Origin of the sequence: Pseudomonas sp. Irchel 3H7 (assembly GCF_900187605.1) — a bacterium.
Taxonomy (GTDB): Bacteria; Pseudomonadota; Gammaproteobacteria; order Pseudomonadales; family Pseudomonadaceae; genus Aquipseudomonas.
Genome location: NZ_FYEA01000011.1, coordinates 161,961 through 185,221, shown reverse-complemented (window position 1 = coordinate 185,221; position 23,261 = coordinate 161,961). Strand labels below are relative to the sequence as shown.

The 23,261-nt window shown below is 58.0% G+C and carries 25 protein-coding genes and 1 tRNA gene; 10 read left to right on the top strand and 16 right to left on the bottom strand.

Features of this window, described 5'->3' with window-relative positions; translation table 11 throughout:
* Window positions 1–19 precede the first annotated feature (19 nt).
* The 7 genes from CKW38_RS21520 (at window position 20) to CKW38_RS21490 (ending at window position 4,907) form a co-directional block, all read left to right on the top strand.
* Complete coding sequence (locus CKW38_RS21520; protein WP_095113813.1) at window positions 20–748, top strand: hypothetical protein; 729 nt, start codon at window positions 20–22, stop codon at window positions 746–748.
* A 29-nt stretch (window positions 749–777) separates the two neighbouring features.
* The gene (locus CKW38_RS21515; RefSeq protein ID WP_095113812.1) at window positions 778–1,506 is read left to right on the top strand and encodes a hypothetical protein; all 729 of its coding nucleotides are present in this window, start codon (window positions 778–780) and stop codon (window positions 1,504–1,506) included.
* Between the two features lie 4 nt (window positions 1,507–1,510).
* Window positions 1,511–1,927, top strand: coding sequence for a fosfomycin resistance glutathione transferase (gene fos, locus CKW38_RS21510; protein ID WP_095113811.1), 417 nt, complete (start codon window positions 1,511–1,513; stop codon window positions 1,925–1,927).
* 60 nt (window positions 1,928–1,987) lie between these two features.
* Complete coding sequence (locus CKW38_RS21505) at window positions 1,988–2,626, top strand: LysE family translocator (protein WP_095113810.1); 639 nt, start codon at window positions 1,988–1,990, stop codon at window positions 2,624–2,626.
* 79 nt (window positions 2,627–2,705) lie between these two features.
* On the top strand, window positions 2,706–4,055 hold the full coding sequence (locus CKW38_RS21500; RefSeq protein WP_095113809.1) for a bifunctional diguanylate cyclase/phosphodiesterase: 1,350 nt from the start codon (window positions 2,706–2,708) through the stop codon (window positions 4,053–4,055).
* Window positions 4,056–4,171: 116 nt separating this feature from the next.
* Entirely contained in the window at window positions 4,172–4,327 is a 156-nt protein-coding gene (locus CKW38_RS21495) for a KGG domain-containing protein (RefSeq protein WP_007911485.1), read from the top strand.
* Between the two features lie 76 nt (window positions 4,328–4,403).
* Entirely contained in the window at window positions 4,404–4,907 is a 504-nt protein-coding gene (locus tag CKW38_RS21490) for a DUF4142 domain-containing protein (RefSeq protein ID WP_007911484.1), read from the top strand.
* An 86-nt stretch (window positions 4,908–4,993) separates the two neighbouring features.
* On the opposite strand, the gene CKW38_RS21485 is transcribed toward CKW38_RS21490, so the two are convergent.
* From CKW38_RS21485 to CKW38_RS21475, 3 genes are all read right to left on the bottom strand, one after another.
* Complete coding sequence (locus CKW38_RS21485) at window positions 4,994–5,404, bottom strand: low affinity iron permease family protein (protein ID WP_095113808.1); 411 nt, start codon at window positions 5,402–5,404, stop codon at window positions 4,994–4,996.
* 121 nt (window positions 5,405–5,525) lie between these two features.
* A complete protein-coding gene (locus tag CKW38_RS21480) occupies window positions 5,526–6,065 on the bottom strand; it encodes an AidA/PixA family protein (protein WP_095113807.1) in 540 nt (179 codons plus the stop codon).
* Between the two features lie 125 nt (window positions 6,066–6,190).
* A complete protein-coding gene (locus tag CKW38_RS21475; RefSeq protein ID WP_007911481.1) occupies window positions 6,191–6,694 on the bottom strand; it encodes an inclusion body family protein in 504 nt (167 codons plus the stop codon).
* A 377-nt stretch (window positions 6,695–7,071) separates the two neighbouring features.
* On the opposite strand from CKW38_RS21475, the gene tam reads away from it, so the two are divergent.
* Window positions 7,072–7,842, top strand: a complete 771-nt coding sequence (gene tam / locus CKW38_RS21470; RefSeq protein ID WP_095113806.1) for a trans-aconitate 2-methyltransferase — start codon at window positions 7,072–7,074, stop codon at window positions 7,840–7,842.
* Window positions 7,843–8,002: 160 nt separating this feature from the next.
* On the opposite strand, the gene CKW38_RS21465 is transcribed toward tam, so the two are convergent.
* Window positions 8,003–8,731 carry a bifunctional 2-polyprenyl-6-hydroxyphenol methylase/3-demethylubiquinol 3-O-methyltransferase UbiG gene (locus CKW38_RS21465; RefSeq protein ID WP_095113805.1) on the bottom strand — a complete coding sequence of 243 codons (729 nt, stop codon included), beginning with the start codon at window positions 8,729–8,731 and terminating at the stop codon, window positions 8,003–8,005.
* A 572-nt stretch (window positions 8,732–9,303) separates the two neighbouring features.
* On the opposite strand from CKW38_RS21465, the gene CKW38_RS21460 reads away from it, so the two are divergent.
* The gene (locus CKW38_RS21460; protein WP_038358298.1) at window positions 9,304–9,666 is read left to right on the top strand and encodes a DUF6124 family protein; all 363 of its coding nucleotides are present in this window, start codon (window positions 9,304–9,306) and stop codon (window positions 9,664–9,666) included.
* A gap of 58 nt (window positions 9,667–9,724) precedes the next feature.
* On the opposite strand, the gene CKW38_RS21455 is transcribed toward CKW38_RS21460, so the two are convergent.
* From CKW38_RS21455 to CKW38_RS21440, 4 genes are all read right to left on the bottom strand, one after another.
* The gene (locus CKW38_RS21455) at window positions 9,725–11,002 is read right to left on the bottom strand and encodes a type II toxin-antitoxin system HipA family toxin (protein ID WP_095113804.1); all 1,278 of its coding nucleotides are present in this window, start codon (window positions 11,000–11,002) and stop codon (window positions 9,725–9,727) included.
* Window positions 10,995–11,312 (bottom strand): helix-turn-helix domain-containing protein, encoded by a 318-nt coding sequence (locus CKW38_RS21450; protein ID WP_007911474.1) that lies wholly within the window; start codon window positions 11,310–11,312, stop codon window positions 10,995–10,997. The genes CKW38_RS21455 and CKW38_RS21450 overlap by 8 nt, the downstream gene beginning before the upstream one ends.
* 143 nt (window positions 11,313–11,455) lie before the next feature.
* Window positions 11,456–11,863 carry a type II toxin-antitoxin system HicB family antitoxin gene (locus tag CKW38_RS21445; RefSeq protein WP_007911473.1) on the bottom strand — a complete coding sequence of 136 codons (408 nt, stop codon included), beginning with the start codon at window positions 11,861–11,863 and terminating at the stop codon, window positions 11,456–11,458.
* 36 nt (window positions 11,864–11,899) lie between these two features.
* Window positions 11,900–12,079, bottom strand: a complete 180-nt coding sequence (locus CKW38_RS21440) for a type II toxin-antitoxin system HicA family toxin (RefSeq protein ID WP_007911472.1) — start codon at window positions 12,077–12,079, stop codon at window positions 11,900–11,902.
* A gap of 366 nt (window positions 12,080–12,445) precedes the next feature.
* On the opposite strand from CKW38_RS21440, the gene CKW38_RS21435 reads away from it, so the two are divergent.
* Window positions 12,446–12,964 carry a BRCT domain-containing protein gene (locus CKW38_RS21435; RefSeq protein ID WP_095113803.1) on the top strand — a complete coding sequence of 173 codons (519 nt, stop codon included), beginning with the start codon at window positions 12,446–12,448 and terminating at the stop codon, window positions 12,962–12,964.
* Here the strand turns inward: CKW38_RS21435 and CKW38_RS21430 are convergent.
* The 8 genes from CKW38_RS21430 to uca all read right to left on the bottom strand — a co-directional run bounded on the left by CKW38_RS21430 (window position 12,920) and on the right by uca (window position 23,205).
* Entirely contained in the window at window positions 12,920–13,165 is a 246-nt protein-coding gene (locus tag CKW38_RS21430) for a hypothetical protein (RefSeq protein ID WP_007911471.1), read from the bottom strand. The genes CKW38_RS21435 and CKW38_RS21430 overlap by 45 nt on opposite strands.
* 254 nt (window positions 13,166–13,419) lie before the next feature.
* A tRNA-Gly gene (locus CKW38_RS21425) sits at window positions 13,420–13,493 on the bottom strand.
* Between the two features lie 158 nt (window positions 13,494–13,651).
* Window positions 13,652–14,536: an alpha/beta fold hydrolase gene (locus CKW38_RS21420; protein ID WP_007911470.1), complete on the bottom strand. Its 885-nt coding sequence runs from the start codon at window positions 14,534–14,536 to the stop codon at window positions 13,652–13,654.
* A 316-nt stretch (window positions 14,537–14,852) separates the two neighbouring features.
* Complete coding sequence (locus CKW38_RS21415; protein ID WP_095113802.1) at window positions 14,853–15,545, bottom strand: pseudouridine synthase; 693 nt, start codon at window positions 15,543–15,545, stop codon at window positions 14,853–14,855.
* Window positions 15,546–15,578: 33 nt separating this feature from the next.
* A complete protein-coding gene (locus CKW38_RS21410; protein ID WP_007911468.1) occupies window positions 15,579–15,809 on the bottom strand; it encodes a cysteine-rich CWC family protein in 231 nt (76 codons plus the stop codon).
* A complete protein-coding gene (locus CKW38_RS21405) occupies window positions 15,802–17,289 on the bottom strand; it encodes a sensor domain-containing diguanylate cyclase (protein WP_095113801.1) in 1,488 nt (495 codons plus the stop codon). Before CKW38_RS21405 ends, CKW38_RS21410 begins: the two co-directional genes overlap by 8 nt.
* Window positions 17,290–17,775: 486 nt before the next feature.
* Window positions 17,776–19,548 carry an allophanate hydrolase gene (gene atzF, locus CKW38_RS21400; RefSeq protein ID WP_095113800.1) on the bottom strand — a complete coding sequence of 591 codons (1,773 nt, stop codon included), beginning with the start codon at window positions 19,546–19,548 and terminating at the stop codon, window positions 17,776–17,778.
* A gap of 24 nt (window positions 19,549–19,572) precedes the next feature.
* A complete protein-coding gene (gene uca, locus CKW38_RS21395) occupies window positions 19,573–23,205 on the bottom strand; it encodes an urea carboxylase (RefSeq protein WP_095113799.1) in 3,633 nt (1,210 codons plus the stop codon).
* Window positions 23,206–23,261: the final 56 nt, after the last annotated feature.

Genomic DNA, 23,261 nt, shown 5'->3' with positions numbered 1-23,261 from the left:
CAAGGAGAAGGAAGTGACAATGAAGTCTGGCTGGATCGGGTGTGCGGTATTGTGCGGGTGGTTGCTGGCGGGTCAGGCATTGGCCGATTGCACACCGGCGCCAACGGCGCATGAGATGGATTTTTCCGTCTGTAAGGACTGGCCGGCGTATCCCGGAATGACGCTTACCGCCGTCGCCAATTTCTCACCCGATCCGGTGCATGGCGCATCAGGGACTGTGGGGCTTTACGACTTGCGTTTGGCCTTGGTGGCGAGCGCAGACTCGCAGCCGTTAGCGAGCTTTTATCAGCCCTCCGCATTCTCTGTTGATGCCATCGCGCTGGACGAACTGAAATTCGATACCGCCCGCTATAAGCTCGCGCCGCAATTGCAGGCCTTTGGCGTGCGAGTACGGTTCAAAGGCTCTTCGCGCGTGAATCCTGTGGATGAAACCTGGTTGTCGCTCTATGTGAAAGACGGCAACGCATTGCGTCCTGTCATGAATCGACTGGTGGTTTATGAATATGGCGGGGAGTGGGATGGCAATTGTGCGGGAGAGCGCTACGAGACTACACGAACCGTGGCTCTGGCCAAGACCAGCAGCCATGGCTTTGCCGATCTGATGATCAAAACGATCCGTAGCTCGACCGTTGGCGAGGGCGAGGGCGAGGCGTGTGTATCCAATACCGTCACGCAAAAACCTGTCTTGACGACACTTCGCTATGACGGCAAAAACTACGTAATGCCTGAAGATTTCAAAGGCCTCTAAGACCGATGTCTTTTACTCAAGGAAGAATAATGTTCTCGCGTACTACATTGCTGGGCTCTTTCATCGCGATGGGCCTTTTAACTATGGCCGCTCAAGCCCAGGCCGCCTGCGAAGTGAAGAAGTTCGACGGCCATTCCCTTTCGCGCTGCAAAGCGTGGCCGGCGTACAACGACCAGTCGATTGCGGCGAAATCTTCATTTCTCTCCGATTCCGGCGACGATGAAATGGGGGTGTTCGATCTGGAACTGGCGCTCGTCAGTTCGACAAGCGGCAAGAGCCTCGCTACTTATGCAAAGCCGGGCGCCTACAATTCCGATGCCATCAGTTTCGACGATCTGACAATCGATACGGCCCGCTACCGATTGGCAGCAGATGTCCGTGCATTCGGATTGCGTTCGAAATTCGCCAGTCACGGCTCCAGAGCCAATCCTTACGCAAAAACCGATTTGGCGTTATATGTGCGCGAAGGCAACAAGTTGCGCCCGGTGCTGGAAGGCTTGGTGATTCGCAAGGAGTTCGGCGAAGGGACGGATGAGTGTGCCACCGAAGACACGCAAATCCGCAGGACAGTTGATCTCGGCGCGACGAGCCACCATGGTTTTGCCGATCTGATCGTCAGCTCGAGTGGTTCAGTTTACAAATCCTTCCTGTCGGGCAAGGAGTGCATCTCGAAAACGATCGATATGAAGAAAACTCGCGTCGTCCTGACCTACGACGGCCAGCAATACATCGTCCCCGAAGACCTCAGAGGTTACTGACCGCATGCTCACCGGCCTCAACCACTTGACCCTCGCCGTCGGCGATTTGCAGCGCAGTCTGGCGTTCTATCGCGATGTGTTGCAACTGCGCGTCGAAGCCACGTGGGACGCCGGCGCTTACCTGTCGCTGCCGGGGCTGTGGTTGTGTCTGTCGCTTGATCCGCTGCGTTCAAGCGAACCGTGCGCCGATTACACCCATTACGCTTTCAGCCTCAATGCAGCCGATTTCTCAACGTTCGTAGCAAGGCTAAAAGCGGCGAATGTGCAGGAATGGCGCGATAACCGCAGCGAAGGTGCGTCGTTCTACTTTCTCGATCCCGACGGCCACAAGCTGGAAATTCACGTCGGCGATCTCGCTTCGCGACTGGGGGCGTGTCGGCAAAAACCGTACGCCGGCATGCGTTTTTACGACGAGTCATGATCAGACACATTTGTCTGTTATAGACTGGCGGCCACGTGTTCTGGCGCTTGCAGGTTTTCCATGACTCCATCGTTGCTAATGGCCGTGCTGGCCTCGGGTTTCATTTACGGCATCACGCCCGGGCCGGGGGTGCTGGCGGTGTTCGGCATCGGTGCAGCCCACGGGCGGCGGGCCGGGGCGGGGTTTCTTTGCGGGCACCTGCTCGGTGATGTGGTCTGGTGCAGCACGGCGCTGATCGCGATTGTCGGCGCCCGGGAAATCGGCAGCACCGCGTTTGATGTGCTCGGTGTGCTCAGCGGTTTGTACTTGTTCTGGCTCGGCTGGCGCGCGGTGCGCGCCCAGCGTCGCAACGGTGACGAGCCGCAGGGCGCGGCGCGCAATCCGTTCTGGCACGGCATTCTGTTCGGCTTGACCAATCCCAAGGCCTATCCGGTGGCGGTCGCGACCTTCACCGCGCTGTTGTCGAGCCGCGCCGAACTGCTCAACTGGTCGATGCTGCCGGCGTTGATTGCCCTGAGTTTCCTCGGCGGCCTGCTGGCCTACGCTATTCTGATTGGCGTGGTTGGCGCGCAACGGGTTCGCACGCTGTATCAGCGTCATGAGTTGCTTATCACCCGCTTGTGCGGCGTGATGTTTATCGGTTTTGCCATCAACGCGCTGGTGCATGCACTGCCGGGGCTGATGCCGAACAAGGCTTGAAAATGTGTGCAGGGAGGCGCAATAAAAAGGTCAGGGATGGTTGATCAGTGCTGCATTGTCCGGACACCCACGCTGAACCATGGAAAGCCGAAATTCCGCGCCGTTGGCGAGTTTTATCGATTTGTTGCTGGACGCCGTCTGCGCGGTCGACAAGCAGGGTCGCTTTGTTTTTGTCAGTGCCGCTTGTGAGCGTGTTTTCGGATATTCGCCTGAAGAGTTGATCGGCCGGCAAATGATCGAGCTGGTGCACCCGGCGGATCGGCAGCGCACTCTCGCAGCCGCAAACGAAATCATGGGCGGCGAACCCAAGCTCAACTTCGAAAACCGTTACCTGCGCAAGGACGGCAGCGTCGTGCATATCCTCTGGTCGGCGCGTTGGTCGGAAGTCGATCAACTGCGCATCGCCGTGGCGCGCGACATCACCGAGCGCAAGCAGGCCGAGTCGCGCCAGGCAGCGTTGTACGCGATTTCCGAAGCGGCCCATGCGGCGGAAGATCTGCTGGCGCTGTTCAAGCGTATTCATCTGATCATCGGCGAATGGCTGCCGGCGATGAATTTCTCCGTGGCGCTGTACGACGAGCACTGCGCACAACTGAATTTCCCTTATCACGTCGACGATCACGAATTGCAGCCCGAGCAACCGGGCACCGTCACCGGGCGGCTGTGCACGGAAGTTATCCGTAGCGGCCAGCCGATTCTTCTGACACCGGACAGTGCGGATTCCCCAGCCGATTTCGCCGAGTTGGTGGCGGGGCAGAACGCGCCTTGCTGGCTCGGCGTGCCGTTGAACTCGAAAAACGGCACCATCGGCGCCTTGATCGTCAAAAGCCTGCCCGGCGGCGAGCGCTACACCGAGCAAGACAAGGAACTGCTGCAATACGTTTGCGCCCAGGTCGCCACGGCCATCGAGCGTCAGCAATTGCACGCCCGCCTGCGACGTATGGCGCAGTACGACCAACTGACGCAGCTGCCCAATCGTGAATTGCTGCGCGATCGCTTGAAGGCTGCGTTGGCCAGCGCGCGCGAGCAATCCGGGCACATGGCCTTGTTGTATGTCGATCTGGACCGCTTCAAACAGGTCAATGACACCTTTGGTCACGCCGTCGGCGACATGCTCCTGCAAACCGTAGCCAATCGCCTCAAGGGCTGCGTGCGGGAAACCGATACCGTGGCCAGAATCGGCGGCGATGAATTTGTCGTGTTGCTGCACAGTGTCCAGGTCTCGGAAGATGCTGACGGCGTGGCGGAAAAAATCCGACAGGTGCTGGTGCAACCGATGCGTCTCGATGGCCACAACCTGCACATCGAACCAAGCATCGGCGTGGCCCGCTATCCAGAGCACGGCAGTGAAGAACAGCAACTGTTCCGCCATGCCGATCAGGCGATGTACGCCGCCAAACGCTTGAACCATCACGCGTTGAATAGTTGATCCGGGGCCGCCGTTCGTCGCAGCGACTGCAATTTTTCTAAACCTTTGCCGGCCAGAAAATTCTCAATCTAGGCGGGCACCTGCTCGCCACGATCATTACCAAGAGGTAGAGAATCATGCCTAACTCAAGAAACTCGAACTCGGGAAACTTCGCCAACGATCGAACCAAGGCCTCTGAAGCAGGTCGCAAAGGTGGGAAAACCACCACAACGACCGTCGACAAAGAGCCAAAACCAGACATGGGCCGCAAGCCCGCTCAGAAATCGAAGTAGTCGGTGAAGGTAGTTTTGATTGAGAGGCGGGGGCGTAAGCTCCCGCTTGAATTTTGCAAGTAAGGAGGGCGCGACCATGAGCCGAATGGCCACCCGTATACGCACCATGAGTTTTGCATCGCTATTGGGCCTCTGTGCCAGCAGCGCTTTTGCCCAGTCGCCCGCCGATTTCATCAACGATGCCTCGGCCAAAGGCATGGCCGACATCGAGGCCAGTCGTCTGGCCCACAGCAAGGCCGAATCGAAAGAGGTCAAGGACTACACCATCGTCGTCATCAACGACCGCACGACGGCCAACCAGCACCTGGCGAAAATCGCCAAGAAACTTGACCTGCCCGTCGCGCCTCGTGAAGAGCTGGCCGACAAGGCCAAGGAATTGATGCCGCAAGTGACCGACGGCGCCTCCTTTGATCAGGCCTACGCCGCCAGTCAGGTCAAAGCCACTGAAGAGGCCATCGAGCAGATTCAGCAGGAAGCGCAGACCACCGACGTGCCGGAGATCAAGGCGTTTGCTGACGAGACCTTGCCGAAACTGCAAAGCCATCTGGAGATGGCTCGCCAGTTGCAGGCCAGCCGCTAATCAAGAGCAAAAGATCGCAGCCTTCGGCAGCTCCTACTCAATCCCTGTAGGAGCTGCCGAAGGCTGCGATCTTTTGCTTTCAATCCTCAACACTCATTTAAATCCTGCTTCGACTTACTCTTATCGCCCAATCCCTCAAGATTGAACACCTCACCCTCGCCCAGCGAGCGGTAGTGTCTGCGCAACGCCTCCAGCTGCTTCAAATCCAGCGCCTCCAGCCCGAGCATCGCGTTCTGCGCTTCTTTGGTCACCAACAGCAATTCATCGATTTTCAAATGAAGAATGTCGGTGTCGCGGTTCTGCGTGTTCTGAATCAGGAACACCATCAGGAAGGTGATGATGGTGGTCGAGGTGTTGATGATCAGTTGCCAAGTGTCGTTGTAGTCGAAGATCGGCCCGCTCAAACCCCACAACCCGATCAGGATCAACGCGCCCATGAAGGTCTTCGGACTACCGGCCCATAGAGCGAGCTTCTGGGAGATTTTTGCGAATTTCATAGCCGTGTTCCTTATTGGGGGAATTCTTGAAATTCAGACATAGGCGGCGTTATGAAAATTCTACTGATGTGCAAGATGTCCCTGAAAAACCGGCCTCACGACCGGTTTTGGCATTGGTACTCTAAACCTCGAGTTCGACGTCGACGGTCCAGTGGAAGTAACCCACCACCTCACACTGCTGATTGACCAGCATGAAACTCAGTTCGCATTGCACATCGCCAGGTTTCTTCGGCGTGCAGGTCCAATAGTGGTCGTCAGCTTTTCGACTGCCCGGCGTGGTCGGGTCGTCCGGGTTGGGCGCGGGCACCGTCAGGTTGGTATGAATTTGCAGGTTCGGTTCGGAAAGCACACCGCTGTCAGCCACGGTCATGCGGTACACAACCACACTGTGTTCGGCGATCAGGCTGACGGAGCGTCCACGAACGTGCAGGTCGCAGCCAGTTTCGACCGGGATTGTTATTGAGCTGTCATTTGTGACTATTTCTTTCGGGTTGTTACCCGTTGCGAAAAAGATAAAACCATCGGTAATGCTCGTCGGCGCGGCGGCGTCCAGACTTGGATTTGGGTAATGCTTCAGTACTGATTCGGCATCGACGATCAGCAACACGTTGTGTGCGCTGCAAACGCCGGATGAGGGCGACGGGATCGGTTCGCTGGTCATCATGGATTCCTTTCATGATGTTGGCACAAAACGACAGCCGCTTCGGTCAAGGCAACACTTCCTGTTCCGGCCGCAGCGGCAGCGGATCGGTTGAGCCCCTTGTCACCAAAGGGCTCGACACATCATCAGTTATGAATGGAGATGAACGGATCCCACGAACAGCAGCCGATGATCTGGCAGTTGCGATCGACGATCAGGAAGTGGAAGTGATAGGTCACGCGACCACAGTCGAGGGTTTCGGATGACCAATAGTGGTTGTCGACTTTCTGGCAGCTTGGTACGGATGGATTGCTCGTGTTGGGCACAGCAACGCACGCTGTGGCCTTGCGCGGCGAGGGCGGCGAGATCAGATTCTCTCCGGCGTTGGGGACGAATTTGTAGAAAATTACCGCCTGTTCGAAGCTCTGCGACAGGCTGGTTTCACGCCAGCGGATCAGATCGCCGACCTGAGCCTTGAGATCCAGTTCGCCACCGGCCTGACCACTGACGACGTTGTCCTGATTGGTGACCATGTACACATGTTTCCAATCAATCAGCGTTGGGTTCTTCGGATCCTTGCTGATGTTTGGATACTTTTTCAGAATGGTTTCGGTGTCGATGGAAACCAGAATATCCGTCACTCGAGACATGGTGATGCTCCTTTTTCATAGTGAACGTCGGACTGCAATCCAGGCACGACGACGCTTGCTTGCCGTATGGCTTTTGCGAGCACACTACTGGGGGGAACCCACTGATCACGAGAAATGAACAGGCCGTGCTCCTTGCACGAAATCGACTGATTCGGGTTCCTTCCGATTGCCGCTCCTTGACTATAGGTATGATTTTTTAGCTGTCAAAATCGCTTTTGTCTGGCTCGACGGACGGTCACCTGATTTATTAGAACCAACCCATTGGCGATAAGCCGATGGGTTGGTCCGACACCCTTTGCAATTCAGTCGCTCTGGAACTGTTTGCTGTGCGGCCTGTATCGTGACGAACCGCTGGTATGTCCCGACAGGAGAACGCAATGAGTTGGTCCGCCAAACAATACGTCGCTTTCGAAGATGAACGCACCCGCCCGGCCCGCGATCTGCTCGCCGCGATTCCTACGCCTGAAGCGCGAACTGTAGTCGATATCGGTTGCGGTCCCGGCAACTCGACGGAGTTGCTGGTGCAGCGTTTTCCCGGGGCGAAGGTCAGCGGCCTGGACAGCTCGGCAGACATGATCGACGCGGCTCGCAAGCGCTTGCCGGATTTGCAGTTCGAGGTGGCCGAGATTGATCAGTGGGCTGATGCCGGGCCGTTCGATGTGATCTTCGCCAATGCCGTGTTGCAGTGGGTGCCGGATCACGCGACGTTGTTGCCGGCGTTGGCCAGCAAGTTGTCGGCCGGTGGCAGCCTGGCGATCCAGATGCCGGACAATCTCAATGAATCCTCACACCGCTTGATGCGTGAAGTCGCTGCTAATGGTCCGTGGGCGAGCAAGCTTTCCGGCGCTGCGGGGCAACGTACCGACATGGCCAGCGCCAGTGATTATTTCTCGATGCTGCGACCACACTGCGCGCGGGTCGATGTGTGGCGTACGACCTATCACCATCAGTTGTCTGGCGGTGCGGCGGGAGTGGTGGAGTGGTTCAAGGGCAGCGGGTTGATTCCGTTTTTGAGTCGGTTGAGCGAGGCGGAAAAGGCGCAGTACCTGGAGCAATATCTGGCGGAGGTTGAGAAGGCTTATCCGGCATTGGCGGATGGCTCGGTGTTGTTGCCATTTCCTCGCTTGTTTATCGTTGCGACGCGCTGAAATAAATTGGCCCACTCACCCCAGCCCTCTCTCGAGGGAGAGGGAGCCGATTGGTGTCGCTTCCAAAACCTGAGTTCGCCTCGATTTCGCACGTCGGCGTAGCTCGTACTGGCGCTGCGGTCAGTCCCCTCTCCCTCTGGGAGAGGGTTAGGGTGAGGGCTCAGCGCTGCACCGCCACCAACATCATCATCGGCCGCTCTCGCTCTTCTGCCAGAGCCGGTTGCGCCGCGACTTCAGCATCGCTCGGCCCCCATTCATTGACATGTCGAATCGTGAATCCTGCATCGATCAGCGAATTGAGCAACGTCCCAACCGTACGATGCTGCTTGATCACGCCCTCAGCCAGCCAATTCGTAACCCGCTCACCCTCCAACTGATAGCTGTCCAGCGGCCAACGCTTGTTGCCTTCAGCGTCAATCAACCAACCCGGATTACGTGGCGCCATAAAGATCGGATGCTCAATGGAAAACACAAAATGCGAACCCGGTTTCAGCGCCGCGTACAGGTGCGCAAACAACCCCGGCAGATCCTTGATGTAATGCAGCGCTAGCGAACTGTAAGCCAGATCGAAACTGCAGGCGGGCAGGTCGAGCTGTTCCAGGTCGCCGCGCTCATAGCGAATATTCGCCGTCGTGGTGGTCTCCCGTGCCCGCTCCAGCATCTTTTCCGAGACATCCAGCCCCAAGACACTGGCCGCGCCATTCTCAATGGCCCAGCGACTGAACCAGCCATAACCGCAGCCCAGATCCACCACGTTCAGGCCATGCATGGAGGGCAACAGCGCCTTGAGCGCTGGCCACTCCGGCGCCGCGTCGAGGCCGCCGATGGAACGGTTCATCTGGCTGTAACCCTGGAAGAATTCGGGATCGTCGTAAATGTTTTGCGTCATGGTGAATGGCTCTTTTGAGTTCTATCGTCAGCGGCAAAGTGGCCGCGATTGGAATCCCTCGAAAGTGATGGCGCGTATTCGTCGATGGCCGCGCAGGGGGAGGGTGGTGGTTGATGAGGAAATGCTAGTCGGTTGGGCGGGAGGTGAAAACCGGTGGAGTGTTGTGGATCTGTAATGTCGGGGAAATCGCTATTTGTTATCGCTTCATAAACATGTTCCGACTGAAGTGTTTAGAGGCGTGCGGTGTTACGTCCTGAAGCCTACAAATCCTTGCGCCGTTGCCTACCGCTACGCCAGAATCCGCCGGCTTGTGCGCTTGGGGGGCGGTCGGTAACTTGGTTCGCGTCACTGATTTCCAGTGATCGGGTTTAGTAGCCCGGTATCCTCAATCTAAATAGCTGCATGAGTACCACTCAGTCAGGCGAATGCCTGCACCTGATGGTGGCTGTGCGCATGGCGCCCTCGGGTGCGCCGGATTTGGATTGGGGTCCGGTCTACTAACTTGCGCACAGCTGCCACCCATCCGTTTAGTAGCGAGATCGGTTGCGGCCTTACTAAAAGGTCTCAATCCAATGTTCAAAGTTACGCCCAATCCGCCGGAAACCGATCCGGCATCCCCCTACGAATCACCCAATTCCAAGAAATTCCACGAAGCCGCCGAACGCGCCCTCGACCACTACCTCACCCCCACGGCCAGAATCATGGGCTCCACCCACGAACCCGAACCGATGTACCTCGCCAACCCGAAATACGACACCGAATCCCTGTTGGCCAACGCCAGCGAAACCCTCGGCTCGGCCACCACCCTGCTCAACAACTTCGCCGCACAACTCGACACCTCGCACCGCAAGACTGCACTCGGCATCGCGCAGGTCGTCATGTTGGGGGAATTGGCGGTGAATCAGGCGCTGGATAAGGTTGTGCCGGCGGGTTAACCCTTTCGCTTCAAGAAGCCAAAGAAACCGGCCAATGAGTGCCGGTTTCTCGAGACGGCTACCTGGCAGCACGACTTCCGGCAAGTAGCCCGATGTTTTGGTCGATGCGTTGTTGAATGGTGCGCAAGGTTTCCTGGGTGATCACACCCGGATACAAACTTTCAGCCATGGCTGTGAATCGGCTAGCCACCTCGCAAAATCGGTCAATGATGTCGGCGGCCGTAGCGGCGTTTACTTCAGCCTCCACTGCAAGGTTGAGCAGGTGTTCTCTTCCAATTTCCAAGGCTTCACCCATCACGTCCATCTGGTGATAGCCTCCCGGCCCCTCGCAGAAAGTGACGTCATAGGCCGGCGCTAATTTCCAGTCTCCGCCAGGCGACATGATGTAAGCAAAGTTCTTCGGATGGTCGTCTCGGTTATTGAATGCGACATTGAAGACGACCCGCTCAAACGCTACGGCTTTCTCTCGTACGTCATTGCTGCACTTATGAGTCGCACGCAAGAAGTTGACGTAGTCCAGCGCCCCTGGGGATCTGAAGTCCGCACCGGTAAAGGCTGCAAGACTCTGCATGGGCACCCGCAAGTCGTTTTGTCGGTCAAAGCGTTTGGTGGCAAAAGCGGCCATTCCTTCAGACAGGCTGAAATAACGAGTGTCAGGGGTTTGGATACCGCACAAGCGTAAACATTCGGCATAGACCATTTCGATGGCGCACACCTCGGGATGTTCTTGCTGAGCCGGAAACTTCACCAACCAGGCTTCGAAACCGGGAGTGGCAGCCGTAGTAAAGGCGTCAGTGTGCGGATCGCGATACACCAGCGCTTTTGGTCGGGCGCCTTGTGGAGAACCTCCGACCAGTAGCAGCTTCTGGAGAAGCTCTCCACCTTTACCTTTGAGTACTTCCTGCACTTCGGACGCGAGCAACTCGATGGGAACATGCATTTGCGGTTCCAGCGCCTCGGGTGCAACAGGTTCAAACGACATGGCCCCCATGGCATTGTTGCCAATGTAGGCTAGCCGCTCCAAGGGGCCTATGCGCGCGGGGTTGAGGCCTCGACGTTTGAACAATCGGTCCATCAGCAACATGCCCCAGCCATCTGGCAGCGAGTCATAAACCGGCCCAGGCAGTCCCAACTGATGTGACGGGAAATCCCGGTTTAACCTGGCTCCCTGTAATGGAAGCCTCAAGGAGGAGAGTTCCAGCCCTCTGTTTTTTGCCTCATCGCTGTACTCAAACATGACCTGCGGGCGACCGCTCAGGGCTTTCGTCGAAGCAAGTGTGCCCCACCGCCAACGTTCACCCCAGCCCTCGTAGTAGACGTCCACTTGTTCAAGCATTGTCGGCTTTCCTTTTGATGCGATGACGCTTGGCCGTTTTTTCGTAGCGAATGATATCGTCTAGAGTTTCGAGCCTTGGCAGAAACAACCCTTCGAGTTCCTTTTCGCGCCCGAGAACCATTGCCACTCGCACCATGTTGTCGAAACTCACATTACGACCGGCTTCAAGGTTTGACACCGTATTCGTCGCAATGCCCGCGCGAGCGGCCACGTCTGCCTGTGTCATCTCCAAAGCCAATCGTTCTGTGCGCAGGCGGTGGCAAATCCTTTTGACGATCTCGCTTGCGGTGGTGAGGCTTAAATCCAGCATGTCGTGTGTACCGTCGGCGTTCAGTTTTGATTCTCAGTACGCAATATACTGTGGATTAAACCTGAAAATATCCTTTAACTCACAAGAAAGTGTAATTAGGTTTAATGGGTAGGATAGGCCAGCACGGGTTGACGCGCCAAGGTTCAACCCTGCTGCAAAACTTTCAGAGCCGCCGACGCCAGAAAGCCCGAGCGGCTTTTCTCTTCCGGGTGATGCAACACATACTCATCAATGCGATTGAGCAAATGGCCCGGCAGGGTGATGTTGAGCTTTTGGGCTTTGCCCAAATACTTGAGCACATCGATATCCACCACGGCCCATGCACAACCGGCGTATTTCGGGTTGGCCACGTGCAGGCTCAGTTTGCTGGCCGCTGGAATGGGGGCGTCGTCGTCCGCCAGAATCTCGAAATGACCTTCGATGGCTTCGCGAGCCATGGCGACGGCATCGTCCAGATCCTCTCCGGCGGAAAAGCATCCAGGAATGTCCGGGACTTCTACACCCCAGGCGTGATGGTCATCGCCAATTGAAATCGCAATCGGGTAGAGCATATTCGTTGTCCTCCATGGCGCAACTGACTCAGAGAGTCAAAGCAGCGCCTGCTGCAAAATACTGATGGCCGTTTTCTTCAGCAGATCCTTTTTTGGATGTGGCACGGTGACCAGTCCTGGTTTGCTCGGGTGCTTGAAGTGATGGTGACTTCCTTTGATCCTTACCAGATACCAACCGTCTGCGACGAGTTGGCCGATTAAAAAACGGCTATTCACAACACCTCCCTGTGGTGTGCTTGGTGGGTACTATACCCATCGAACCAATATGATCAACACTATAACCACCGGTCGGTAGTGGTCCTCTGACGGGCGGGGTCGCTTAGCGCAGTCTAGATAAGGCAGAAGCGATGGTGAGGTGGGTGTGTTACCGGGTTTTGCTTATGTTCATGTGGCGATCTTCCGCTGCAAAATAATGGAACACATCTTTTTCTGACGTCACTGCTCGGGCTGCTAACGTTGAACTCTAATGGGCGAAGGTCATGGACCCTCAACGAGCCTGTTGAAAGGAAATCACCTCTCGATATAGCCAGCGTAGTTATGCATGGAATTTGCCCATGTGATCGTCAGAAGGGAGTGAAACGGATGTCGACTCTAAAATTCAGCTATAGAGATGCAAAGGGCGATTTAAGTCAGCGGGAGTTGATTCAATGGTCAGAGAATTCGGTTTACATTCAAGGACGATCGGCCAGCGATACTTTTCCTAAAACCTATCGCAAGGATCGCATCATCGAAGTATTGCTTGGGGCTGAGCTGCTCTTAAAGGAGGCCGCTCCTCCTTCTCCGAGGCTTCAGCACGATCGAAAGCCACCGGCGCTCGTTGCTTTAGAAGCCGCTTCGCAAACGCCTGATCCGAAAATGTCACCGGGTAGGATCAATCAAATTCTTTTCACTGGGTTCGCAGCTGCACAACGGGCTGAGCTTGAGCAAAAGGCAGTGGAATATGGGTTGAAGGTCATGAGTACGGCAGGCAAGACGCTGACGTTTCTTTGTTATGGTGAAAATGCGGGGCCAACCAAAGTTTCCAAGGCACTTGAGGCTGGAGCTTTCATCATCAACTCAGAGCAATTCTTGAATCTGATCACAACGGGAGAAATCCCCTGAAGTCATCACTTCGCTCAGCCTGCGCATTGAAACTGCACCAACCGCCGAATGCTTGTTACATGCAGCCAGCATCACCTCATTCTGCTTCTTGGTAGCTGCGGTCAGCACTTCACGGTAAACACGCTTTTTTTCATGGGATTTCGCATTACGGATGAAGTCTGCGAATGGGCTTGCGTACTCCCCTTCGAATTCGATTGTCATGGAATTGCCCCGTCATAGATCCCGAGCATGGGCACCATTTCGTGCCTCGCACGCTTCTCAAGGATTGTCGTTAGAGAGAACAAAAGCGTACAGGGGGAGAGCGCATCTTCAACTAGCGGAGTGTTTCTGAAAGGTTCCGAACTGCCCCATTTGGCCAACCTCAAATCCCAGCCACAAAAAAACCGGCCCTATAGGCCGGTTTTTTCTATCGCTGCATCCCCCGTCAAAAAAAACAACGTGAGACAAAATTTGAGTGGAGCGGGTAGAGGGAATCGAACCCTCGTCGGAAGCTTGGGAAGCTACTGTTCTACCATTAAACTATACCCGCTCAGAGCGGCTGACTTTGTACCAGACTCGGCCACGGATTTGAAGTTTTTCTTTTACTCATGAACGCTTTAAATCACTGAAAACGGTCAATCGCGGGCGAGCACTGCGGTGCGTAAAGCAAAATCCCAACCCCACAGCCTCGCTCGCGACGACACCCTTTCAAATAGCCAATGCATGTTGATCCTGAACAAACGAGTAACGCGTTCGGCTGGTCTGCTGTGCCGGTTTCAGAAAGCCGAGCAAGGCGTTCTGGCTATCGCGGCACGCAGCCTTGTGTTCCATGTCGAGAAAGTGCCCGGTGGCTTGCAGCGTGGTGAACGTGCTCTGCGCCACGTGGTTGCCGAACAGGCGGGCGTCTTCGGCAGCGGTGTATTCGTCCCATTCGCCGTTTAGAAACAGCACTGGCACGTTGATCTTTTTCGCTGCGTTCAGATAGCACTGCCGATCACTGTGCAGTACGTCGCTGATGTGGAAGTGCATCTGCCCGTATTCGTGCTCGGCCAGGCTGCTGACGTGGCGATAGTTGAAGCGTTTGAACAGTGACGGCAGGTGTTTGCCGATGGTGCTGTTGACCAGATGGCCGACGCGGTCGCCGTCGCGCTGGCCTAGGTAGTCGACGCCACGTTCGAGGTAATCGAGCATGTGCGCGTTGATCACTGGCGAGAACGAGCTGATCACCGCTCGTTCAATGCGCCGTGGCTGGTGGGCGAGGGCGACCAGGGTCGCAGCGCCGCCCCAGGAGAACGACAGCACGTGTTCGGCGGCGAAGTGGTCGATCAGCTCGAGCAGAATCTGCCCTTCAACGTCCTTGGTCAGATGTTTCTCGTGGCGGTTGTGGGCTTTTGACCGGCCCGCGTAAGGCTGGTCGTAGCAGACCACGTTGAATTGCGGGTGCAGGTTTTTCACAGTCTGTGCAAACGACGCAGTCGTGGCCATCGAGCCGTTGACCAGGATGATGGTCTTTTCTGCGGCGTCTGCGCGATAGAACTCCGTGTAAACCCGATACTGACCCTGTATATCCAGCACAGCGATTTCTGGCCTCATGTCATAAGACTCCTGGCAAGCAAGCGGGTATGCGCGCAAATAGAGATTGCACGAGCTTTGTGACAGGTAGGCATACGCCTGGAATTTGCTTGGCCCATGTCGATCCATGACTGCGGTCGACGGGTGTTGTTATTGGCGGGCAGTCTGCCGGCTGAGGCGGAGCCTTGAAGGCTCTCTACCGGCAAAAAGTTTCTTGGATGTATGTTGTGACTCATCGGTCACAATCTGGCCGACGTCCTGATTCAAGCAGGGGAGTCGGGATCGCGCAAGTGCCGTTGGTAAATTGTTCGACAACTTCTGCTGAGCGGTCGCCGGCTTAGAACAAATGGATCTCTTCGGTGCGCAAAGCGCGGTACTCGCCCGGTTTTAGCGCGTTATCGAGGTGCAGAAGCCCCATGGATTCGCGGTGCAGGCGCAGGACTTTGTTGTTGAAGAAACCAAACATGCGCTTCACCTGATGGTAGCGACCTTCGACGATGCTCAGCCGCGCCGACCGTGGGCCAAGCAGCTCCAGCTGCGCCGGTTGCGTCGTCAGGTCTTCGAAGGCGAAGTAGATGCCCTCGGCAAAGGTGATCGCATATTGCGCGCCAATCTCCTGCTCGGTCTCGACGTAGTAGACCTTTGGCAGTTTGGTCTGCGGCTGGGTCAGGCGCCGTGACCACGCGCCGTCGTTGGTGATCAGCATCAGGCCGGTGGTGTTGAAGTCCAGGCGTCCGGCGATGTGCAGATCGTCCTTGTCCGGCTCATCGATCAGGTCGAGCACGGTCGGATGTTGCGGATCGCGGGTGGCGCTGACGCAGCCCGGCGGCTTGTGCAGCATGAAGTAGCGCGCCGCTTTGCCGACTTGTAGCACTTCGTCATCGACTTCGACACAGCTGAATTCCAGCACTTCGCTGTGCGGATCGCTGACGACTTTTCCGTCAATCCGCACGCGCTTTTCCACCAGCAACAGGCGAACCTGCTGACGGTTGTAGCGGGGCAGGTTGCTGAGGAAACGGTCGACACGCATGTTCAGAGTTCGGTGAATGAAGGACCGCGCATCTTACGGGATCGGCCGCTTGGCCGCTTGCAGTTGCGCCTCGACTTGCGCGCAACGCGGGCACAGGCAGGATTGGTTGCGCAGTTCTGGCGGCAGCGCTTCAAGTACGGCCGGGTCGATGCTCACGCCATAGCACCAGCATTCGCGGTCGGCGCTGCGCGGGTCGGCGAGGCTGCAGTCGTTGCGGGCGCCGCAGGCCGGGCAATGGTCGGGTTTAACGTCAGAATCAGGCATAAGTCGAGTGAGGCATTTCCACGCAGGTGCGATTGCGGCCGGTTTGTTTGGCCCGGTACATCGCATGATCGGCCCGCGACAGCAGGCTGTGCAAGGTGTCATCGCGTTGCAGGGTGGTGGCGCCGATGCTTACCGTCAGATGGAGGCGGTGGCCGTCGTAGGCATATTCGTGCTGTTCGACGTGTTGGCGGATCTTTTCGGCAATTTTCTGACCGGTGTCGCCGTCGGTGTCCTTCAGTAAAACGATAAATTCCTCACCGCCCCAGCGGCAGACAATGTCAGCGTGGCGCAGGCAACTTTGCAGGTCGCGGGCAAAACCGATCAATACCTGATCGCCGGCCATGTGCCCGTAGGTGTCGTTCAACACCTTGAAATGATCGAGGTCGAGCAGCAACGCCGTCAGCGGTTTGGTTTCGCGTTGGGCTTCGTGCAGAGCCTGGGCGGCGAGAATGTCGAAGCCACGACGGTTGGGCAGTTCGGTGAGACTGTCGAGAATGGCCTGCGCCTGGATTTTGCTTTGATAACGTTTGATCACGCGGTTGAGCAGCGCCAGAACGATCAGCGTCACCAGCAGGCAGATCAGCAGATTCAGGTAAAGCGACTGGCGAATCTCACTCAGCGCGCCGTCTTCGCGTTTATCAACGAACAGGTACCAGTTCAGCTCCGGAATAAACCGTACGTTGAGGAAATGCCCTTGCCCATGAGCGGAATATTCGTAGCTGCCGCTGTGCGGTTTCGGCAACTGGCTCACCAGACTTTTCATGCTCTCCAGTTCACTCAGGCTCTGACCGATGTGCGCGCCTTCAGGCCCGCCCTCGGCGCCGGTCAACACCAGTCGGCCGAAGGTGTCGACGAAGTACACGCTGCGTTGATAGCGCTGTTGATACTTGTCGATCAACTTGATCACCGCGTCCACGGTCAGACCGACCCCGGCCGCGCCGATGAAGCGATTGTGATAGTCGTAAACCTTGTAGTTGATGAAGAACGTCAGGTTGTCCTTGTTAGCCAGATCCGGGTCGACGTTGATCTCGTACGGGTCCTTCATGTCGCGCACGCGGAAGTACCAGGCGTCGCGCGGCTCATCGACCTTGACCTGCTTGAGCACGCCTTTGGCGTGGTAGTAGGTGAGGGTGCTGTTGGAGACGAAGAAAGCCGTGTAGGCGCCGTAATGGGTCATGACTTCGTCGAGGTAGCGGGTCATCTGCTCGGGATTTTGCTCGCCGTTGACCACCCAGTCGCGCATGAAGGTGTCGCGGGACATCATCGAGGAAATCAGGATCGGCCTGACGAGGTCTTTCTGGATTTCCGAGTAGACCGTGTCGGACGTCAGCGGCAGTTCGGTGTTGACGATGTTGTCGCGGATCGACTCGCGGGAGGCGTAGTAGCTGAGTAACGACGTGGCAAGGAACCCGGCGCCGAGCAGGGCGATCAGCGTCAGGACCAGTGAGCGTTGCGAGTACAGGGGAGAACGAAGCGGCATGGCAGATCCGTTAGCAGTGGCCCGATGGCATGCATTCTAGTGGGATGGCCGGGAAAAGACTGCGGGATTTATGCCTGAAATGGCGGGGGATATGACGTTGAGGGTGTGTCTGGAGGATCGCTCCCTCACCCCAGCCCTCTCCCGGAGGGAGAGGGAGCTAGATTGTGGTGATTTCAAAAATTGTGTTCGGCTCGGTATCACCGAATGGCAGCTATCTTAAAGACACCCCGGACAGTCCCCTCTTCCGGACGGAGAGGGGCTAGATTGTGGTGATTTCAAAAATTGTGTTCGGCTCGGTATCACCGAATGGCAACTATCTTAAAGACACCCCGGTCAGTTCTCTCTCCCTCAGGGGTGAGGGCTGAATTGTGGTGATTTCAAAACCTGAGTTCGACGGATTATCACTGAATGGCAATCCCCTCACAGGCACCTCGGTCAGTCCCCTCTCCCTCCGGGAGAGGGCTAGGGTGAGGGCTGGTTTCTGGATCAACTCCGAGTTTCAAGATACGCCCGCCAGCCCCCCAAATGGCTGATGTCCAGCGCCCCTTCCAGACCATACGGCTCACAAATAAACCCGCTCTCCCAACGTCCATCCGCCAGTTGCACCTTGCCCAACCCAAGCGGTGCCGGAATCCCGGTCAGGAACGAGCCCAACTCACTGCTCGGCAACTCCCACACCTCCACCGCAATCGCCACACCGCCAGCCTTGACCCGCACCATGCCCGGACGCAGCGGTGGGCCGCCGGCCAACGCGTGCAGTTGATAGTCCGGCGAACTCAACGTCGTCTCCAGCAATCTCCCGCCACGCTGCGTCAGTTGCCAGTTCAACGCCAACCCTTGCAAATGCGCGCCACACACCACGATGCGTGCGCGATCATGGCGCGCAACGTTTGCGGGCGTGGGCAATGCCGAGTCCTGCTGACGCTGCAGCGCATCGGCCACGCTCAGCAGATATTGATCGGTGAACGCCCGGCCAAACAGCGTCACGCCCCACGGCAATCCATTGGCCATAAACCCGCTCGGCACGGCGACGGCGGCGTAGTCGAGCAGGTTCATGAAGTTGGTGTAGTAACCCAGTTCAGAGTTACGCAAAACCGGTTCGGCGTGCAGTTCGGCCAGTGTCACCGGGCGGCCGATAGTCGGTGTGAGTACGCAGTCGAGATCTTCGAGTGCCTGATCGCACAGCGCTTTCAAGGCTTGCAGCCGATATTGCGCACGGAAGGTCTGTACGCCGCTCACCGCCGGCGCCTTGGCCAGCACGGCACGAATCACCGGCAAAACCGCTTCGGGATTCTGCTCCATCAACTCGCCTGCCACGCTATAGCGTTCGGCGACCCACGGCCCTTCGTAAAGCAGGCGCGCGGCTTCAAGGAATGGCGACAGGTCCAGTTCAACCGCTTCGCCACCCAAGGCCTTGAGCCGGTCGATGGCATCGCCGAACAGCAGCGGGCCTTCGACGCAGCCGAAAAACTCGAGATCCTGCGCGCGCGGCACACCGAATCGAAATGCGCGTGGCGCACCAAACGCCGAGCCGTCATTCCACGATGGATTGCGGCGGCTGTATTCGTCGCGCGGATCAAGTTTTGCCGTCAACGCGAGCAACTGACTGGCTTCACGCGCCGTCGCGGTAAACGTGGTCACGCAATCCAAAGTGCGGCACGCGGGGAGCACACCAGCAGTGGAAATCAGGCCTTTGCTCGCCTTCAATCCAACCAGATTATTCAGCGCCGCCGGCACCCGACCGGAGCCTGCGGTGTCGGTGCCCAAGGCAAAACTCGCCACGCCCAACGCCACCGCCAGCGACGAACCGGCGCTGGAACCCCCGGACGGATACTCCGGCAACACGCTGTTCGGGCACGCGCCATACGGCGAGCGGCTGCCGTTGAGCCCCGTGGCGAATTGATCGAGGTTGGTCTTGCCCAGCGGAATCGCCCCCAAGGCGATCAACTGCTCGACGATGGTCGCCGAGCGCTCCGGTACATAAGCAAAGTCCGGGCACGCGGCGGTGGTGGCAATACCCGCCAGATCAATGTTGTCCTTGATCGCAAACGGCACGCCATACAGCGGCAGACTGTCGAGGTCGCGGCCGTCGAGGGCGGCAAGGTAGGGCTCCAGTTCAACGACGCTGAGCAGATGAATGAACAGGTGATAATCCGGGTTCAGCGCGGCAGCTTTCTCGCGCAGTTTCGCCAGCAGTTGACGTGGTGTTGTGTCGCCATTGCGATAGGCCTGGCGCAGAACATCGAGTTGCAGATTCATGAGTTGATCCTTATCCAATTGGCTTCAGTCGAGTTCCAGCACCACGACCCGTTGTCCGGCGCGCACCGCCGAACCGGGCTGCACGCGGATCTCGCGCACCACCCCGGCCATCGGCGCGAGGACCGGGATTTCCATCTTCATCGACTCGAGAATCACCAGCACGTCACCCGCCGCGACACGGCTGCCGGCCTCGACCTGCACCTGCCAGAGATTGCCGGCAATGTGGCTGTCGACGCTGTGCTCACCGTCGGCCAGTGGAGCGTCTTCGCTGGACTCCGCCACGGCTTCTTCGCTGTCGAAATGCGCCTGACCGCTGGCGATCCAGCGTTCGCGCTCGGCGTTGAATGCGCCTTGTTGCTGAGCACGAAACGCGTTGATGCTCTCGGCTTCACGGCTGAGAAACGTCTGATACTCGGCGAGGTTGAGCTGGCTGTGTTCGATGTTCAGCTCGAAACGCCCCAGCGGAAAATCGCGGCGAATGCGCAGCAGTTCTTCGGCGCTGACCGGGTAGAAACGAATCTGATCGAAGAAGCGCAGCAGCCACGGTTTGCCGTCGAACGCGGTGACTTCGCGGTAGCGGTTCCACATCTGCAAGGTGCGCCCGACAAACTGATAACCGCCGGGGCCTTCCATGCCGTACACGCACATATAGGCACCGCCGATGCCCACCGAATTCTCGGCGGTCCAGGTGCGTGCCGGGTTGTATTTGGTTGTGACCAGACGATGACGCGGATCGAGTGGTGTGGCGACTGGCGCGCCGAGGTAAACGTCGCCAAGCCCCATCACCAGATAGCTCGCCTCGAACACCGTGCGCTGCACTTCGTCGAGGTTGGGCAGGTCGTTGATGCGGCGGATGAACTCCAGATTGCTCGGGCACCACGGCGCGTCCTTGCGCACAGTAGTCATGTATTTTTCGATGGCCAACTGGCAGGCCGGGTCATCCCAGGACAGCGGCAAATGCACGATGCGTGACGGCACTTGCAGGTCGTTGGCAGCGCACACTGCGTCCCATTCGCCGGCGACGATGCCGAGCAGATCGACCAGCTGCAGTTGCTCGGGCTGGTAGTGGATTTGCAGCGAGCGAATGCCGGGGGTGAGGTCGATCACGCCGTGCAGGGATTTGTGTTCCAGCGCTTGCATGAGGGCGTGGGCGCGGAAGCGCAGGACGAGATTGAGTTCAGGCTCGCCGATTTCCAACAATAGGTGAGTATCGCCAGAGACCCGCCCAACCAAGCGCATATCACCCTGACCCAACTCCAGCACCACAGGCGACACAAGATCCTGTGGGAGCTGGCTTGCCAGCGATGAAGTTAATGCGGTGTCTGGACGGGCCCCATCGCTGGCAAGCCAGCTCCCACAGTTATCCCATTTCAGGGCGAGATCGCGGGCGGTTTTGAGGTCGACGGGAATGAACTGGATCTTGTCGCCAGCCTTGAGCTGTCCAAGCTGCCACAGATCCGCCTCGATCACCGTCACCGGGCAAACAAACCCACCAAGGCTCGGGCCGTCCGGGCCGAGGATGACGGGCATGTCACCGGTAAAATCCACCGCGCCGATGGCATACGGATTGTCGTGAATGTTCGATGGATGCAACCCGGCCTCGCCACCGTCGGCACGCACCCATTCCGGCTTCGGCCCGATCAGGCGGACACCGGTGCGGCTGGAGTTGAAATGCACTTCCCACTGGGTTTGAAAAAAACTGCCGATGTAGTTTTCCGTAAAATATTCCGGTGCGCCGTGCGGGCCGTAAATCACCCTGATCTGCCGCACCGCTGGTAACGCGGTGATGTGCTGCTCGGTCAACTGCTGGCCAGCACTGCGGTCAGTCAGTGCAGGGATATGCAACACATCCCCGGCACGCAACGCCCGACCACCATGCCCACCAAACTGGCCGAGGGTGAAAGTGCTTTTGCTGCCCAGATAATCCGGCACCTGCAAACCACCGCGCAGGCACAGATAACTGCGTGCCCCGGCGCCGCTGATGCTGCCCAGATGCAACGTCGCGCCCGCCGGGATCAGCAACGCGGTATTCATTGGCGCGCTTTCCCCCTCAAGCGTCAGGCCAATCGGCGCCCCCGTCACCGCGACCACTGCTGTGCAATTGAAGCGCAGCAACGGCCCGCTCATGGTGATTTCCAGCGCCGCCGCGCCGTCAGCGTTGCCGAGCAGACGATTGCCCAAACGCAGCGCGCGACTGTCCATCGGCCCCGATGGAGGTACACCGACAGCCCAGTAACCGAGGCGACCGGGATAGTCCTGCACGCTGGTTTGCGTGCCGGCGCTGAGCACTTCGAAGGTGTTGGCGCGATAGATCAGACCTTCCAGGCAACGCGTCCACGGCTCACCGCTGGCGAACGGCGCGTCGAGGAGAATCTGCCGCAGGTAGTCGCGGTTGGTTTCCACGCCGTACAACAGACTGTCGCCTAACGCTTGATGCAACTCGGCACGCGCCTGTTCGCGGCTCGGCGCCCAGGTGATGACCTTGGCAATCATCGGATCGAAGTACGGCGGAATCTCGCAACCGGCCTCAACCCAGGTATCGATGCGCAGTTGAATACCGTTGGCCGGCGGGAATTCCACGGCTGTCAGCAAGCCTGGGCTCGGCTGAAAATCGCGGCCGGGATCCTCCGCGTACAGGCGCGCCTGAATCGCGTGGCCCTCGGGTTTCAGCTGACGATACAACTCGCTCAGCGGCGGTAAATCTCCCGCCGCCAGCTCAACCATCCAGCGCACCAGATCCACGCCCCATACTTGCTCAGTGACGCCATGCTCCACCTGCAACCGTGTGTTCACTTCGAGAAAGTAGAAGCGCTGCGCGTCGCTGTCGAAGACGAATTCAACCGTGCCGGCGCTTCGGTAGTTCACCGCCTTCGCCAGTTTGATCGCCGCCGCGCACAGCTCGTCGGCCATGCCGTCGGGCAGGTTCGGCGCCGGGGTTTCTTCGAGGACTTTCTGATTGCGCCGCTGCACCGAGCAGTCGCGCACGCCGAGGGCGATGACCTCGCCGCGTCCGTCGCCGAACATCTGCACCTCCAGGTGCCGGGCGCGCTGAATGTACTTCTCGATAAACACGCCGGCGTCGCTGAAGTTGTTCTGACCGAGGCGTTTCACCGCTTCGAACGACTCGCTCAGTTCGCTGGCGCTGCGGCACACGCGCATGCCGATGCCGCCACCGCCGGCGGTGCTTTTCAGCATCACCGGGTAGCCGACTTGTTCGCCGGCAATCAGCGCGGCGTCGAGGCTGTCGAGCAGTTCGGTGCCTTCGAGCATGGGCACGCCGTGTTGTTTGGCCAACGCGCGGGCGGTGTGTTTGAGGCCGAACACGCGCAGTTGCTCCGGCGTCGGGCCGATGAAGGCGATGTTCTGCGCTGCGCAGGCTTCGGCGAACGCGGCGTTTTCCGAGAGGAATCCGTAGCCGGGATGGATCGCGGTGGCGCCGCTTTGCTTGGCGATGGCGAGGATTTTTTCGACCGCCAGATAGGTGCCGGCGGCAGCGCCTTCACCGAGGCTGTGCGCTTCATCCGCGTGCAGGATGTGCAGGCTGGCGGCGTCGGCTTCGGAATACACCGCCACGCCTTTGACCTGCAGTGCGCCGAGGGTGCGCAGGATGCGGCAGGCAATGGCGCCACGGTTGGCGATGAGGACTTTTTCGAACATGGCATAACCCCTGAAGGGGAAGCGGGCCGTCCCGCTGTTTTTCGACAGACATCCGG